General features: G+C 36.2%; 15 protein-coding genes. 8 read left to right on the forward strand and 7 right to left on the reverse strand.

Annotated features, from left to right (window positions below):
- Positions 1-72 precede the first annotated feature (72 nt).
- From greA to B9T25_RS01220, 4 genes are all read left to right on the forward strand, one after another.
- Positions 73-549 (forward strand): transcription elongation factor GreA, encoded by a 477-nt coding sequence (gene greA, locus B9T25_RS01205; protein WP_086186674.1) that lies wholly within the window; start codon positions 73-75, stop codon positions 547-549.
- A 100-nt stretch (positions 550-649) separates the two neighbouring features.
- Entirely contained in the window at positions 650-862 is a 213-nt protein-coding gene (locus tag B9T25_RS01210) for a hypothetical protein (RefSeq protein WP_086186675.1), read from the forward strand.
- Positions 863-1,130: 268 nt separating this feature from the next.
- A complete protein-coding gene (locus B9T25_RS01215; protein ID WP_086186676.1) occupies positions 1,131-2,003 on the forward strand; it encodes a class I SAM-dependent methyltransferase in 873 nt (290 codons plus the stop codon).
- Between the two features lie 67 nt (positions 2,004-2,070).
- Positions 2,071-2,694 carry a CatB-related O-acetyltransferase gene (locus B9T25_RS01220; RefSeq protein WP_086186677.1) on the forward strand — a complete coding sequence of 208 codons (624 nt, stop codon included), beginning with the start codon at positions 2,071-2,073 and terminating at the stop codon, positions 2,692-2,694.
- Here the strand turns inward: B9T25_RS01220 and B9T25_RS01225 are convergent.
- Entirely contained in the window at positions 2,683-4,092 is a 1,410-nt protein-coding gene (locus B9T25_RS01225) for a KAP family P-loop NTPase fold protein (protein ID WP_086186678.1), read from the reverse strand. The genes B9T25_RS01220 and B9T25_RS01225 overlap by 12 nt on opposite strands.
- 313 nt (positions 4,093-4,405) lie before the next feature.
- Here B9T25_RS01225 and B9T25_RS01230 point away from each other — a divergent pair, with 313 nt between their 5' ends.
- The gene (locus B9T25_RS01230) at positions 4,406-4,849 is read left to right on the forward strand and encodes a universal stress protein (RefSeq protein WP_086186679.1); all 444 of its coding nucleotides are present in this window, start codon (positions 4,406-4,408) and stop codon (positions 4,847-4,849) included.
- Between the two features lie 68 nt (positions 4,850-4,917).
- On the opposite strand, the gene B9T25_RS01235 is transcribed toward B9T25_RS01230, so the two are convergent.
- Positions 4,918-5,256, reverse strand: coding sequence for an MGMT family protein (locus tag B9T25_RS01235; RefSeq protein ID WP_086186680.1), 339 nt, complete (start codon positions 5,254-5,256; stop codon positions 4,918-4,920).
- Positions 5,257-5,363: 107 nt separating this feature from the next.
- Here B9T25_RS01235 and B9T25_RS01240 point away from each other — a divergent pair, with 107 nt between their 5' ends.
- Entirely contained in the window at positions 5,364-6,326 is a 963-nt protein-coding gene (locus B9T25_RS01240; protein WP_086186681.1) for an alpha/beta fold hydrolase, read from the forward strand.
- A 77-nt stretch (positions 6,327-6,403) separates the two neighbouring features.
- On the opposite strand, the gene B9T25_RS01245 is transcribed toward B9T25_RS01240, so the two are convergent.
- Positions 6,404-7,903 (reverse strand): cation:proton antiporter, encoded by a 1,500-nt coding sequence (locus B9T25_RS01245; protein ID WP_086186682.1) that lies wholly within the window; start codon positions 7,901-7,903, stop codon positions 6,404-6,406.
- Between the two features lie 235 nt (positions 7,904-8,138).
- On the opposite strand from B9T25_RS01245, the gene B9T25_RS01250 reads away from it, so the two are divergent.
- A complete protein-coding gene (locus B9T25_RS01250) occupies positions 8,139-8,696 on the forward strand; it encodes a hypothetical protein (RefSeq protein ID WP_086186683.1) in 558 nt (185 codons plus the stop codon).
- A gap of 46 nt (positions 8,697-8,742) precedes the next feature.
- On the opposite strand, the gene B9T25_RS01255 is transcribed toward B9T25_RS01250, so the two are convergent.
- Both B9T25_RS01255 and B9T25_RS01260 read right to left on the reverse strand, forming a co-directional pair.
- Positions 8,743-9,648 (reverse strand): neutral zinc metallopeptidase, encoded by a 906-nt coding sequence (locus tag B9T25_RS01255; protein ID WP_086186684.1) that lies wholly within the window; start codon positions 9,646-9,648, stop codon positions 8,743-8,745.
- 57 nt (positions 9,649-9,705) lie between these two features.
- Positions 9,706-10,626: a DUF808 domain-containing protein gene (locus tag B9T25_RS01260; RefSeq protein ID WP_086186685.1), complete on the reverse strand. Its 921-nt coding sequence runs from the start codon at positions 10,624-10,626 to the stop codon at positions 9,706-9,708.
- Between the two features lie 196 nt (positions 10,627-10,822).
- Here B9T25_RS01260 and trpS point away from each other — a divergent pair, with 196 nt between their 5' ends.
- Entirely contained in the window at positions 10,823-11,836 is a 1,014-nt protein-coding gene (gene trpS, locus B9T25_RS01265) for a tryptophan--tRNA ligase (RefSeq protein ID WP_086186686.1), read from the forward strand.
- 360 nt (positions 11,837-12,196) lie between these two features.
- Here the strand turns inward: trpS and B9T25_RS01270 are convergent, their stop codons facing one another.
- Positions 12,197-13,654: a capsule assembly Wzi family protein gene (locus tag B9T25_RS01270; protein WP_086186687.1), complete on the reverse strand. Its 1,458-nt coding sequence runs from the start codon at positions 13,652-13,654 to the stop codon at positions 12,197-12,199.
- A 139-nt stretch (positions 13,655-13,793) separates the two neighbouring features.
- Positions 13,794-15,320, reverse strand: a complete 1,527-nt coding sequence (gene lysS, locus B9T25_RS01275) for a lysine--tRNA ligase (RefSeq protein ID WP_086186688.1) — start codon at positions 15,318-15,320, stop codon at positions 13,794-13,796.
- Between the last annotated feature and the right edge of the window lie 56 nt (positions 15,321-15,376).

A 15,376-nucleotide genomic window follows, 5' to 3' on the forward strand; every position in this document is an offset into this window, starting at 1 on the left:
ACCTTATCGGTGGCGGGATTTTTTTATTTTTAATCTGTATTTTTTAATACATAACAACTGTGAGGGACAACAATGAAACGTTATCCTATGACACCTGAAGGCAAACTTGCCTTAGAGAAAGAATTACTTCAACTTAAATCGGTTGATCGTCCACGTATTATTGCTGCAATTGCTGAAGCACGTGAACATGGGGATTTGAAAGAAAATGCAGAATACCATGCTGCTCGCGAGCAACAAGGCTTCTGTGAAGGTCGTATTCAGGATATCGAAGGTAAACTCGGCGCAGTTCAAGAAATTGATATTAAATCACTTGAGCAAAATGGTCGGGTGGTTTTTGGTGTGACTGTCACCATTGAAAACCTAGATACTGAAGAGAAAAAGACCTATAAAATTGTAGGTGATGACGAAGCAGATTTTAAGATCAATAAGATCTCTGTGAACTCACCAATTGCTCGTGGTCTTTTGGGTAAAAGCGAAGGCGATGAAGCAAAAATCACAACACCACAAGGTGAAGTGGAATACGAAATTGTGAAAGTTGAATATCTTTAATTTTTAAAGATTTATCACTTTCAAAATCCCCCTCTTTTGAGGGGATTTTTATATTTCATTAGACTATAATTTAAGCAACAACATACTATGAAAATAAAAAATGGATGAACGCTTAATACAAACTTTTTATTATGCAATCGGTGGAATCTTCTTAGGTGTGATGGTTGCTGTTGCATGGTCTTTTTATATTGATACCCATACAAGTTCAGTAAACATTATCTTAATCACTGTATTTATTTCAGCACTTTGTGGTTTTCTGTTTCCAAATCTTGTTTCACATTGGTTTAAGGCTTTTTGGAGTTTTTTCACCTAATTCGGAATTACGCTTATCAATCATAATATCTGATCAACCTTTCTCTTTGAGGAGATAGGCAACACTACAGCGGAAAAACATTTTTATTCTTTATAAAGAAAGGAGTTTTACGAATCTACCACTTTGAAAAAGTAAGGTTTATTTAAGACATCTCTTTAGCAAAAAACATATGATTTAATCCATAAATTAAAATTTTAGCTATTGTGAGTCAATTTGAATTCGCTAAACTCACTCAAGAATAAAAACTTTGAAATGTGGAATAAAAAATATGAAAGCTGGACGTTCAAGTAAAACCGCAGAGGCTGCGGCTGCATTGAGGGCAAATCATTATTTACATTCACAAGAACCTGTTTTCTCAGATCCTTATGCATTAGAACTCACCAGTTTCGGCTGGCGTAAATTGCTGTCTATTCCTATATTTACCAAAGTAATGAATTCTAATGTCATGAATCACACCTTAGGTTTACTAACAGGGCAAGTTGTTGCACGCTCAAGATTTACAGAAGACCTTCTCCTCCAAGCCATTGAAAACAATATTCAACAATATGTTTTAGTGGGTGCCGGTTTAGATTCTTTTGTTTTACGTTTAGCAGAGAAATATCCTCAGCTTAAAATTTTTGAAGTTGACCATCCAGATACGCAAAAAGCGAAACGCGCTAAACTTAAAAAATTTGGCACCATCCCTGCCAATGTTGAATTTGTTGCAATTGATTTTGAAAAAGAGCACTTATTTGATGCTTTAGCACGTAGTAGTTACCAACAAAAACAAGCTGGATTTTTTTCTTGGTTGGGCACAACACATTATTTAACACCACAAACAACATTAGCGACTTTAGCAAATATTGCTTCTTTTGCTGCACCTTCAAGCGAAGTTGTAATGGACTATTCCATTGATTATAAAGAATTGAAAGGCTTTGAGAAGTTCGGTAGTTTTGCAGTTTCACAATTTACACGATTATTAAAAGAACCTTTAATTGGTGCTTTTGGCTCACAAGGCTTGCATCTGGCAATGGCTAAAATGGGCTATGAAATCGTAGCTGATCTATCGGGTCATGATATTACCGAACGCTACTTTAAAAATCGACAAGACCATATTCGCCATACTGTTGCAACGCATATGTTGCACCTGCGTATTATGTAGACTTTTAACAGCCTGAGCGGGCTATTTCGTATAGAATACACCCTACCCCTATTTGCTGTATTTAAATATGTCTGATGCCATTAATTCCCCTGTTAAACATTGGTGTGAATTCGAATTTATCTCTAAAACAGTAAAAAATCCGAATATTCACATTAAGGGAAATTATAGTTATTACTCTGCATATTGGGATCAAGGATTTGAGCGCTGTGTGGTGCGTTATCTGCATGATAAACCTGCTACTGTGGAAAAACCGATAGATCAGCTACATATCGGCAACTTTGTCTGTTTTGGCGCTGAATGCGTGATTATGATGGGCGGCAACCAATTGCATCGTACTGACTGGATTTCAGCCTTTCCGTTCGATACCCGTAGTTTTGTCCCTGCTGGCGATACGATTATTGGCGATGGTTGCTGGATTGGTAGTCGCGTCATGATTATGCAAGGAGTAAAGCTAGGTGAAGGTGCTATCGTTGCAACAGGTGCTGTGGTGACTAAAGATGTGCCATCTTACGCTGTAGTGGGCGGCGTACCTGCAAAAATTATTAAATATCGTTTTCCAACCGAGAAAATAGAAAAACTACTTTCTCTTAAGCTTTATGACTTAGATGAAAAGCAGTTTTTAAAAATGCGTGAACAGTTGCAGACGGATGATGTGGATGCTTTGATTAACTTCTTAAACCTAGATAAATAAATACTTTTTCCAATTTTCAATGAGATTACCTTCATAAGGATTCTCAAATAAATCCTTTGAAAGCCAATCTATCATTTTAAAATACGCCTTCTCATTTTTTTCTAAAAGCATGTCAATATTTAATAAAAGTTCAGAATTTAAAGTTGAATTAAAAACCAACTTACTTAAACCATCTCCTTGTAATTTTTTTAATTCTTCTTCAGGCATACTTGATTCAATTCCAACAATACGATCCAACAAACAATATTCTGTAAGACCAATCAAATCAGATCTCACATATTCTAAAAAATCTTCAGTTTTATTAAACCTATTTAAAACATCAATATCAAAAAGTAGGTAGACTAAAAATTCATTTTTCAAATTATTCTCAACCTGAAAAAGCGAAACTTTATTTACGATTTTTAATAAAGCTCTCATGTTAATTTTTTTGTATAAATATAATACTGAAATTAATCCAATCACTCCCTTGTTACTACTATTACGTACAAAGCCAATTTGACTCAAATATTCTTCAATAATTTCATAAATTTCTTCATATGGAAGTAAACTCTTTTTCTTAAGAGATACCTCAAAATCAACAAACTTATCCAAATACTCTTCACCTAAAGCCTCATCATAGCCATAGTTGTGACAGATCACCTTAGAGAATTGGGCTTTATCCATCACTAAAACAAAAACAATATTTTTAATATCAAAAAAGTGCTTAATCCGTTCAATCAAACGAATCGCAAAGTCAGGGCGACAACGGTCTAATTCATCAATAATAAATACTAAGGGCTTATCTAGTTTCACAACAGTTTCAGCTAAATGTTTTTTGAATTCGGATAAAGTTTTCTTTTCTGCTTCATGACCAACTATTTTTTCTTGAATACTTTCCTTTATACGATCACTAGCTTCATCTGATAATTTATCTATTTCATCTTTAGCATTTTCATAACCCTGCTGTAAAACGCTATTAAAAAATCCAGCACCAATCAAATGCAATCCTAGAGTTAAAGCTATTTTTGGTAAAGATGGCAATAATGCACTTCCAACTGATGCTGATAAATCAATTAGTTTTTCAACTTTCCCTTTAGTCTTTTTATCTTTACTTAGAATATTGGTAATTTCAGAGGTCACAACTAAAAATGGATCATCTAAATAATCATTTGCAAAAGCATCTAAATAAATCACATTATGCTTTTCATCTTCTAAATGCTTTTGCCAATGCCGAACAAACCACGTTTTACCCTCGCCCCAACGCGCATCTAATGCCAACACCGCACCACAATTTAAACGGTCAACATAATGGGTGAGCTGCTCACCCAAACGCTTTCGATCCCAAAGATCATCCTTCCACGCTTCTTCAATATTTTCAAAATTGTCCCGTTGCCAATTTAATTGATTTTGTTCAGTCATTTCTATTTCATTATTAGTAAGTTACTACACTTATGATATGACATTTTTCAAAGGCATATTTCATCTACTTTCAAATAAAAAATCTGCTTACAATTTCATCAGACTTTAGTTTTAAAGCCTTTATATTTCAAACCAATACATGTTAGATTAAATTAGAAATAATACTTTATGGTGGTGAATCATCCTCATGAAATTGCTAAGTTTTATTTTAGAAAAGATGTAGTTAGAATCAAAATGTAAGCTGTTTTAATAAACAATAATTTATAGTTCTATAACGTAGCTGTTTTAGTAACGATTATAAGGAGAAATTCACATGGCTTATCATAATATTTTAGTCCCAGTTGACGGTTCAGAAACATCATATGCAGCCGTCGAAAAAGCGGTTGAATTTGCTAAAGCATTTGGCAGTAAAATTACAGTGATTCAGACTCTAGTACTCGATCCATATATTGCAGCGGAATATATTTCTGCAAGTCAAACCAATGATTTAATCGAACGGGCTCGTACCTCAATTGAAGAATCGCTTGCTGCAGCCAAAGCAAAATTTAATGAACAAGGCATTGAAGTAGAAACTAAACTACTTGAAGGACAAGTGATTCATCGTGAAATCATCAGAGCAGCAGAAGAAATACATGCTGACCTGATTATCATTGGCTCACATGGTCGTACAGGTTTCAAAAAGCTATTCCTTGGCAGCGTTGCACAAAGCTTATTAGGAGAATCTCATATTCCTGTCCTGATTGTTCGTCAACCATAATCCTTTTCTCTTTCCCATCTTTTTCTAAAGATGGGAAACCCCTTACTTTATTCAATTCAGTCATTATTTTATAAACCATTTATCCATTGATATTGTTTTAAATTAATCTTATCTGCAATAACCATCACGCCTTCTTCTAACAATTTCAAACGTTGAATATTATCACCATGATCATCTAATTTACTTAGGCTAATTTTCCCTTGTGAATTAATGACTCTATGCCAAGGAATTTCAGTCGCTTGATCCATATGTTTTAAAACATAACCGACTAAACGTGCATGTTTAGGCAAACCCGCCAGCTTTGCAATTTGTCCGTATGAAGCCACTTTTCCATAAGGAATTAAAGCAACCACTTGTAGTATTTGACGTGCTAACTCATCACTGGAGTTACTAGAATGTTGTGGCATATATTGTCCTTAAATCATCTAATTTGACCTTTCAAGCAAATGATTTTATTTATAAACTCTTCTAGTCTAGAGCAACATCCAATATAAAAACAATTAGGCCGCAACTCATGAAAAGGACTTTTTCAACACTCTGTCTATCATTGGCAATATCCTGTGGTAGCGTGGCTTTAGGTATGTTACCTAGCACAAGTTTTGCAGCGGCAATTAACTTCCAACAAATATTACAACAAGAACGTGCTTGGGCAGGCTTACAAAGCAAACAACTTAAAGTTAAAAATGTAATGTGGTCATATAGCGAAGGCGGATCATCAGCCAAACCTACTGTATTATTGATTCATGGCTTAGCTGGATCTCGCAATAACTGGAACCGTGTGGCGCGCTATTTGACTCCTTATTATCATGTGATTATTCCTGATTTACCTGCTCATGGCGACACTCAAGTCACAGAAGACTTTGATCTGACCATTCCAAATTTAACTGAAAAAATCCGCCGATTTGTCGAGGCAGGCAAGTTTGAAAATCAGCTCCATATTGCTGGACATTCAATGGGCGGCGCGATTGCCCTACTCTACACAGCCCAATACCCTCTGGATACTCAATCGCTTCTTTTAGTGGATAGCGCGGGAATTTATAAAACTGCCAATACAGCTTATTTAAAAGACCCGACATTATTAAAAGATTTGATGGTTTCTAAATCTGGAGATTTTGACAAACTCATGCGCTTAACAACTGAAAGCCCGCCCTTTATTCCAAATGAAATAAAAGTCGAACAAGAAAAAATGATGATCGCACAATCAAAAAATACACAAAAAATGATCAATCAATTGGTGTTAATGTCCAAAACCCATACACCTGATTCCTTCGCACTTGCTGCACGTACTATTGATGTTCCAACACTTATTATTTGGGGGAAACAAGATAAAATCATCAATGTCGAAGTAGCACAAGAACTCAAGTCTTTATTGAAAAAAGCAGAAACACCAATTGTATTAGACGGAGTTGGTCATATGCCTATATTGGAAGCTGAGCAATTGATGGTGAAGCCCTATTTAGAATTCTTAAAAAAATAAAGATGATTTGATCATTCAATTTTTCTCTACTCTAAAAAAGCTCACATTCGGGCTTTTTTAGAGTAATTTTAATACCATTAAAAATTATCTGGGCTTTCCAAACGCTTCACAACATGTACCTTTTCTGGGTTGTGCATTACAGCTACGCCATCATCAGCTTTTTTATCAATTAAGGCATCTGGGTTATATACCGTAATAGTTTCATTACCATTAGCATCTTCCCCCACAATATACTGAAAACCTTTCTTGTTCATTTTATGGCACAAGCGTTGATACCAACCTTTAAAACCCGTCGTTTCTTCATTCGGATTGTAATAGAACGCATTCATTACAGCGGGTAAACCAAGCCCACAGACTAAGCCTGAAAGTAATACTGCAATAAAGGTATAACCAATTAAGATACTGCTATATTTACTCAGCTCAGGAATATTCGCAACCGCCAAGATCAAGGCAAGTGAGATCCCTCCACGCACTCCACCCCACGATAAAATAGCCAAACTGCCGTTATAGCTTTTATGGCGAAAATTGGGGAAAAAGGTAAAAGAAAGATAGTTCGCAGCAAAGCGCGAAGCATGCAAAATAATAAAGGCGACAATACCACCTAAAATCAGGCTAACACTTAAATCTAAAATAAAGAGTTCTAGACCAATCAGCGTAAACAAGAATGAATTAATAATGCCTTCAACGGTATGCCAAAAATGGTTTATTTCACGAATTTCACGTTCTTGTAAAATTTCTTTCCACTTATTCCCCACAACCAAACCACCAATCACACAAGCAATTGGCGCAGAAGCATTCGCAAATAACGCAACTAAATATGAACCACATGCCAACAATGCTGTAGTTAAGATTAAAGATTCCATTTCATGTTTACCACGAAGTAATCTTAAAATTCCCAGACCAAAGCCCCAACCAATAATAATTGCAACCACAATCTCATAGAGTAAGGTTTCTAAAGTACCAATAATGGTAAAGTGCTCCCCCTGCAACACATGCAATAAAGTCATGAATACAGCGATACACATGGCATCATTAAAGAGTGATTCGCCTTCAAGTTTCACCATTAGATGATGAGGTGCACGTACTGAACTTAAAACAGCTTTCACCCCAATCGGATCAGTGGCACCAAGCGCAGCACCTAATAACAGAAGAACTAATATATCGACATGGTTGCCAGTCAGGAGTTGATACCCATATAGAGTCACCCCAAAAAAGACCGCACAAAGTACCAGAGCAATACTTGCCAAGATACTAATGGGCTTCCAATGACTTTTTAAATCGGACACTTTAAATTTTAAAGCGGAAGATGTCAGGATAAAACAAATCACCCCATTAATTAAAAAGTCATAAAAATCAATATGGCGAACAGCTTCTTCAATATTGTGAATATTAATTGTTATGAACTGATTACCACTGAGTAAACTCGCACCCCATTGTAAAATAAAAACAAAAATCGCCGAAACAATTGGCACACCAATGGCTTGTGGGAAAGCTAAGATACGTTTATTAAAAATTGTCGTGGCAATAGAAAGTGCGAAAATAACAGTAAGTATCTGAAGAAAAAAGAAATTTCCCATTAAAGTTCCAGCTTTAGCGATTCATTGGAATAAAGTGCATTCATCCAACTATTTCCAATTAAAATATTTCATTAAATAAAATTTATTAACTAAATCAGTTTAACGATTTTCTGCAGATCAAACAAAATAGTTAAGTTTTTTTACATATTTTTAGCAATGATTTAACATAGAGCAACATCAAAGTGTTGAATGTATCAACGCTTTCTTCCAACTCTACATTAAGTTGAATTTATTCATGCATCAAACAGTTAAAACACTATTTCGACTTTTTTTTGCAGTTGTGATTTTTCTCATTACAATCGCTTTATTTTTCAGTGTCTATTCGAAAAGCAAAGAAATTTTAAATGCAGATCAAGCTTTCCAACAAGCAAAACACATTTCACTTAAATCAACGATGCAAGAACAGTTGGTTTTAGTCTCAAATAATAAACGCCCCGATCAAGCGATTTTTATTTTAATTGCCAATAATGGTTTTATTTCAAAAATCAATTGTGAGCATTATTTACAAGATATTTGCACTGATGAATATAATCAAATCCACACTCGACAAATTAAACAGATTGATTTACTAAAAATTGGTCAATTCAACTATATTCAAATGGTTAGTTATCAAGACAGTCGTACTCAAAAACAGCAACAATGGACTTATTCTCAACAACAAATTCAGCAGTTTTATCAAGCTGATATTTCAAGTTTAAAATATATTATTTTTAGCATCAGCCTTTTTGCCTTAGCTGCACTTTACGTTTCAATCAGGATTATCCGTAACTTTAAAAAATTCTTAAGTCGCTGAAAATTTAAAAATAAAAAGAGGATTTAAAATCCTCTTTTTATTTTGTTTAAATCGCTTGATTAAAAGCATCACAATCGTTGATATTTCCTGATTTCAAACCTGTTTGAAACCATTTCATCCGTTGTTCACTACTACCATGGGTGAAGCTATCAGGTACAACTTGCCCTGTAGAGCGTTTTTGCAAGTAATCATCACCAATTTTATGTGCTGCATCCATGGCTTCTTCAATGTCACCTTGCTCTAAAAATTGGGTACGTTGTTGATTATGATGTGCCCAAATTCCGGCAAAGCAGTCTGCTTGTAATTCCTGACGCACAGAGAGTTGATTGCCTTGCACCTTACTGGACTGAGCTCGTGCTTTTTGTACTTGATCAGAAATACCTAACAACGTTTGTAGATGATGCCCGACTTCATGCGCAACTACATAAGCTTGGGCAAAATCACCTGCTTGATCTTGACGGGATAATTCTGTGGAGTTTTTCTCGCCAGAAACACCCATTTGCTGACGCATATCTTTAAAGAAAGCCGTATCAATATACACTTTACGATCTGCAGGACAATAAAATGGCCCCATTGCAGATTGTGCTGTACCACAGCCCGAATTAACCACACCATTAAACATGACTAACTTCGGGGCGACATACTGACTATTTAACTGTTGTTGAAAGATTGGAGTCCACGTATCTTCGGTATCAGCTAAGACTGTCCCAACAAAATCCATGGCTTCTTGCTGTTCTGCTGTTGGGTGATCCAAGCCTTTCGTTTCAGCAGGTTGTGATTGTGACGTCACTTGCTTCGTGGCTTGATAGGCTTGTTGAGGGTCAACGCCAAAAAACTTCCACGCCACAAAGGCAACCACAAGACCTAAAATACTAATACCACCCGCTTTAGCACCGCCACCACCACGACGGTCTTCTACATTTGTACTTACACGACGTCCTTTCCAGCGCATAGTGATATTCCTTTTATTTTGTTTTCATCTGATTTTACATAATTTTTATGATGATACTTATTTTGATTTCGGCCAAAACTTTTTAATAAAGTTCACAACCACTAGAACCAATAACCCTGCAACAAAACCAATGGCAAAATTAATTAAGGTGGGTGTAATTGCACCAACAATATTGCCAACTGCGGGAATGTGCTCAATATAGTCGACTGAATCTTCACTCCAATGATGAATCAAAGGCACAGCATGATTAATAATCCCGCCCCCGACCAAGAACATCGCAATTGTTCCTACAAAGGTCAGGGTTTTCATTAATTTTGGTGCAAATGCTAACAATCCACGCCCAATACTTTGCTTAAGACTAGATGCTTGCTCGGTTAAATATAAACCTAAATCATCAATTTTCACAATCATAGCAACAAAACCATACACCCCCACAGTCATTAAAGTAGCAATAACTGAAAGCACGAGGACTTTGGTACCAAATGCAGCTGTCGCAACCGTACCCAATGAAATTACTACAATTTCAGCAGATAAAATAAAATCAGTACGAACAGCACCTTTAATTTTATCTTTTTCAAAGGTGACGAAATCTGTTTCTATTTCTATCAATTCAGCCTCAGCTGCTTCTTGAGTCTGGGCTTTTTTATGATGCAAACTATGAAGAACTTTTTCCACGCCTTCATAACACAAAAATAAACCGCCAATCATCAATAAAGGATTAATGAGCCACGGCGCAACGACACTAATCAGCAAAGCTAAAGGTACAAGAATTAACTTATTAATGAATGAACCTTTTGCGACGCTCCAAACTACGGGTAATTCACGTTCAGAACGAACACCACTAACTTGCTGCGCATTCAGCGCTAAATCATCCCCTAATACCCCAGCCGTTTTTTTTGCCGCCATTTTACTCATGACAGCAACGTCATCTAATACGGTGGCAATATCATCTAATAATATTAATAAGCTACTCGCCATTCTTTTTATCCTTAAAGTTTCTAGAGGGTATTTTAAATACAAATAGTTAAGAAAACTGTATCAACTTCATTAAATTCTTTTTATTTTTTCAATGTTCTGTTTTTATAGTGTCTGACATTAAAAAACATTATGCCGTACAATATAGCAATTCATCAGCAGATACATGTTGTGTTAACAACTTTGGAATAGAGAGATAATGAGTAATCAAGACAATCGTCCTGTTATTTTGACTGGCGACCGCCCAACTGGACAACTTCATTTAGGTCATTTTGTGGGCTCTTTACGTTCGCGTGTAGGACTACAAGATTCTCACCATCAACATCTCCTCCTTGCTGATGCTCAAGCCTTAACAGATAATGCAGATAACTTTGAAAAAGTACGCCGTAATATTATTGAAGTAGCAACAGATTATCTTGCCGTCGGCATTGATCCAACGAAAACAACAATTTGTGTTCAGTCATGCTTGCCTGCATTAAATGAATTAACCATGTTGTACCTCAACTTTGTGACTGTGTCACGTTTAGAACGTAACCCAACCATTAAAGCAGAAATTCAACTCCGTGGTTTCGAACGTGATATTCCAGCTGGTTTTTTATGCTATCCAGTTGCACAGGCAGCTGACATTACCGCATTTAAAGCATCTGTCGTTCCTGTTGGTGATGACCAAATTCCAATGATTGAACAGACCAATGAAATTATACGTCGTTTAAATCGTCAAATTGGTCATGATGTTCTGCCAGAATGTAAAGCTCTACTTTCAAACATGAGTCGTTTACCCGGTTTTGATGGCAAAGCAAAAATGTCTAAATCATTGGGCAATACCATTGTGCTAGATGCTTCTGACAAAGATATTAAAAAAGCTGTAAATGCAATGTATACCGATCCGAATCATTTAAGAATTGAAGATCCAGGTCAAGTCGAAGGTAATATTGTATTTACTTATTTAGATGCTTTTGATCCAAATAAAGAAGAAGTTGAAGAGTTAAAAGCACATTATCGTCGTGGTGGCTTAGGTGATGGTACTGTGAAGAAACGCCTTGAAAGTGTACTCAAAGAACTCATCACGCCTATTCGTGAACGTCGCATCGAACTTGCTAAAGACCCTGACTACATCATGGATATTTTGAAAGATGGTACCGATAAATGTCGTATCATTACTCAAAATACACTCGATGAAATTAAAAATGGTTTAGGTGTGTTTCACTTCTAAAACTAACTTCATAAAAAAACCTTCTATCTAGAAGGTTTTTTTATGCCAGAATAATGAGGAATTAATCACACTAACCTAGAGTGATTAACTTTAGTTAACACAATTTAACCGAAACTATCATGAAATGACTTACCGTTCATTTTATGATGGCTTCAATGTTTAAGACTCAACAGAGTTTCAACATTCTCCTTAACCGAAACTGTGCAAACAGCTTCGTTGTTATACGCAATGGTCACCCCAATCATTGCGTATTTTTTTGTCTTAAATTTCTGAAATATTTTAAAAAATTGATCTTTAAGTCTATATGAAAAAAATTACAAAATAAAAAATCCCACTAAAGTGGGACTTTTTAAATAGAACTTAATACTGGAACAATGTTTTATCTAAGGGAAATTCAATTCCAATAGATGCTCCCCCGTCATTACCATTTACATCTGAATCACTGAACCAGCCATTAATTTTTAACGGAATGTCAGGTTTTAAATAATATGACCAAGTTAAATCCAAAGCTTTAATTTCATCATTTCTTGGGAATGCCAGATTGGTTAATCCTTCAGATTGGTTTACTTTGGCAAAAAGGACTCGTCCACTCAAACGGTTCATTGGGTCTAAACGAATATCACCACCAAGCGAAACCATTTCACCATCTCCCCCCATTGCATGACCTAATGAGTAGCCATGCTGATAGTAGCCATCAGTATAAATGTGATGATTATACGAAATACCTTTTACATCACCATTCGTTGTAGTATCCGCCCACTCTGCATAAAGTTGGTACGGTAAATTTTTAAAACTTGAAGAATAATCTACGCCTGCAAGATACATTTTTTTCGAAGGTAGAAAACCAGCCTCATCTTCACCAACATATTGACCATATAAACTCACTGGTACTGAAGTCAATGATTGTAGGTTAAGTCGTGCATCAAAACCTGCCAATTGGTTTGAAGCATTTCCTTCGCCAGTACATGAACTATCATTACATTCATTATCTTTACCAATAAATGCATTCCAATATGCTCTAAAACTTCCTGGTTGTCCTTCACCATCGATTTGAGAAATACGCGATGCACCTAATTCTAAATAAGGCAAAGGTTGTGCAGTTAAACGCAGCCCAAATAAACGTGTATCAGGTACTGCTGTGTAAGCATCCAATTGACCACCAAATGCCTGATATTGCCAAGGGCCAATCCAAGATAACCATGGCGTTTCAAAAGCTTTTTGTTCTGCGCGCTGAGCCGTAAAACCATACACTGGACGATTTGCGTCGCCACGGATTAAGCTACCATCATGACTTGAGCCCCAATAGGTTGGAATTTGCCCTGCAATGAGCCATTGATTCCAAAGTTTTCCTGCAATATAAGAACCTTCAACATTCACATCTTGATCATTATCAATCTGCGGATTTTTTTCAGCATTAACACGAATTTTAGCATCCCAATTTTCACCGCCTGCATTAAATTCTAATGCAGCTTGATATTGAGCTTTTTGCTTATCCCCAAATGCTTGAGGGATATCTTTCTGGTCAGACTCTACATATAGACCTGCTTTTAACATATGGTTGTCAGCTTTTAATGCAGCTTGAACAGAATCAATAACTTTTTTTTGCGTGTTGTTAGAAACATTGGCTGATGCAAGTGCGCGTAAAATTTCGTCACCGCTCATTGGCCAAGTTGAGGTACTAATCTGAATAACGCCCTGTTGATTAAGCCAATTTAAATCTGTTCTTAGGTTTTGATCATTTAAAACTAGACCCTTAGCAAAAATTGCTGAAGATGCACTCATTAACATCGTTACAAATAGTGTTTTTTTCACAAACATTTTCTTTACATTCTGAAGGCTTAATTATACAAACACCATATTTTCTTTAAGCATTTTTTGCAATGATTCAATTTTAGTATTGTTGTAATTATCTTCATAAAAAACCCGCTTTAAAGCGGGTTTTTTATGAAAACATAATTTAGTTTTTATGACGCATGTGAGGGAATAAAATTACATCACGGATACTTGCTGCATCAGCAAATAACATCACTAAACGGTCAATACCAATACCTTGACCCGCTGTTGGAGGAAGGCCATATTCAAGTGCTTCAATAAAGTCTGCATCGTAATGCATCGCTTCATCATCACCTGCATCTTTCTCTTCAACTTGCGCTTGGAAACGTTCTGCTTGGTCAATTGGGTCATTTAACTCTGAGAAACCATTCGCCAATTCACGACCACCAATAAAGAACTCAAAACGATCTGTAATATGTGAATTATGATCATTACGACGCGCTAATGGTGAAGTTTCCGCTGGATATTCAGTAATAAATGTTGGTTGGCGAAGTTTCGTTTCAACCGTTTCTTCAAAGACAATGGTTTGCAATCTTCCTAAACCAAAACTTGGTTTTACTTTTTCTTTCAATTCTTCTTGAATAAATTTAGCCAAAAATTCACGATCAGCAACATTTTCTGGCGTGAGGTTTGGGTTATGTTCAAGAATAGCATCAAACATCGAAATTTTCTTAAATGGCCCTTTGAAGCTAAATACTTCACCTTGATAAGGCACATCGGTAGAACCCAAGATGTCGATGGCTAATTTTTCCAGCATATTTTCAGTCAAAGCCATTAAGTCTTTGTAATCTGCATATGCTTGATAGAATTCAATCATCGTGAATTCTGGATTATGACGAGTCGAAACACCCTCATTACGGAAGTTTCGGTTAATTTCGAATACGCGTTCAAAACCACCGACCACTAAGCGTTTCAAGTAAAGCTCAGGTGCAATACGTAAGAACAATGGCATATCAAGTGCATTGTGATGTGTTTCAAATGGACGCGCAGATGCACCACCTGGAATCACATGCATCATTGGTGTTTCAACTTCCATGAAACGTTGTTCAGTTAAAAATGCACGAATACCAGAAACCACTTTGGCACGAATCTCAAAGGTATTACGCGTTTCGTCATTCACCATCAAATCAAGATAACGTTTACGATACTTCATTTCTGTATCGTTTAAACCATGGAATTTATCTGGAAGTGGACGCAGTGATTTGGTTAAAAGCTCGAAGTGCTCAATATGAACGTAAAGATCGCCTTTACCAGAACGACCGATATAACCTTCAACTGCAATAATATCACCAAGGTCTAAACTTTTAATGCTTGCAAGTACTTCTGGATCTAATTCTTTACGTGCAACATAAAGTTGAATACGGCCAGTCATGTCTTGAATCACGATGAATGAACCACGGTTCAACATCACTCGACCTGCAACTTTTACATAAACTTTTTCACCCGCTTCAATTTCTTCTTTAGACCGATCAGCAAATTGATCTTGTAAATCTTGAGCGTAGTGTTCACGTTTAAATGTGTTCGGCCAAGGGCTAATCCCCTTTTCCTTAGCATGTTTTTCAATATGCTTTAACTTGGCATGACGCTGTGCAATTAAATCGTTTTCGGAAATTTGTTGTTCAGAAGTCGATTGAGCGTTATGTTGCGTCATCTCTGCCTCGTATATGTGTAAAAAACGGAAGTTGCATAGCATAGCAGATTCAGCAA

The organism is Acinetobacter sp. ANC 4470 (assembly GCF_002135335.1).
Lineage (GTDB): Bacteria > Pseudomonadota > Gammaproteobacteria > Pseudomonadales > Moraxellaceae > Acinetobacter.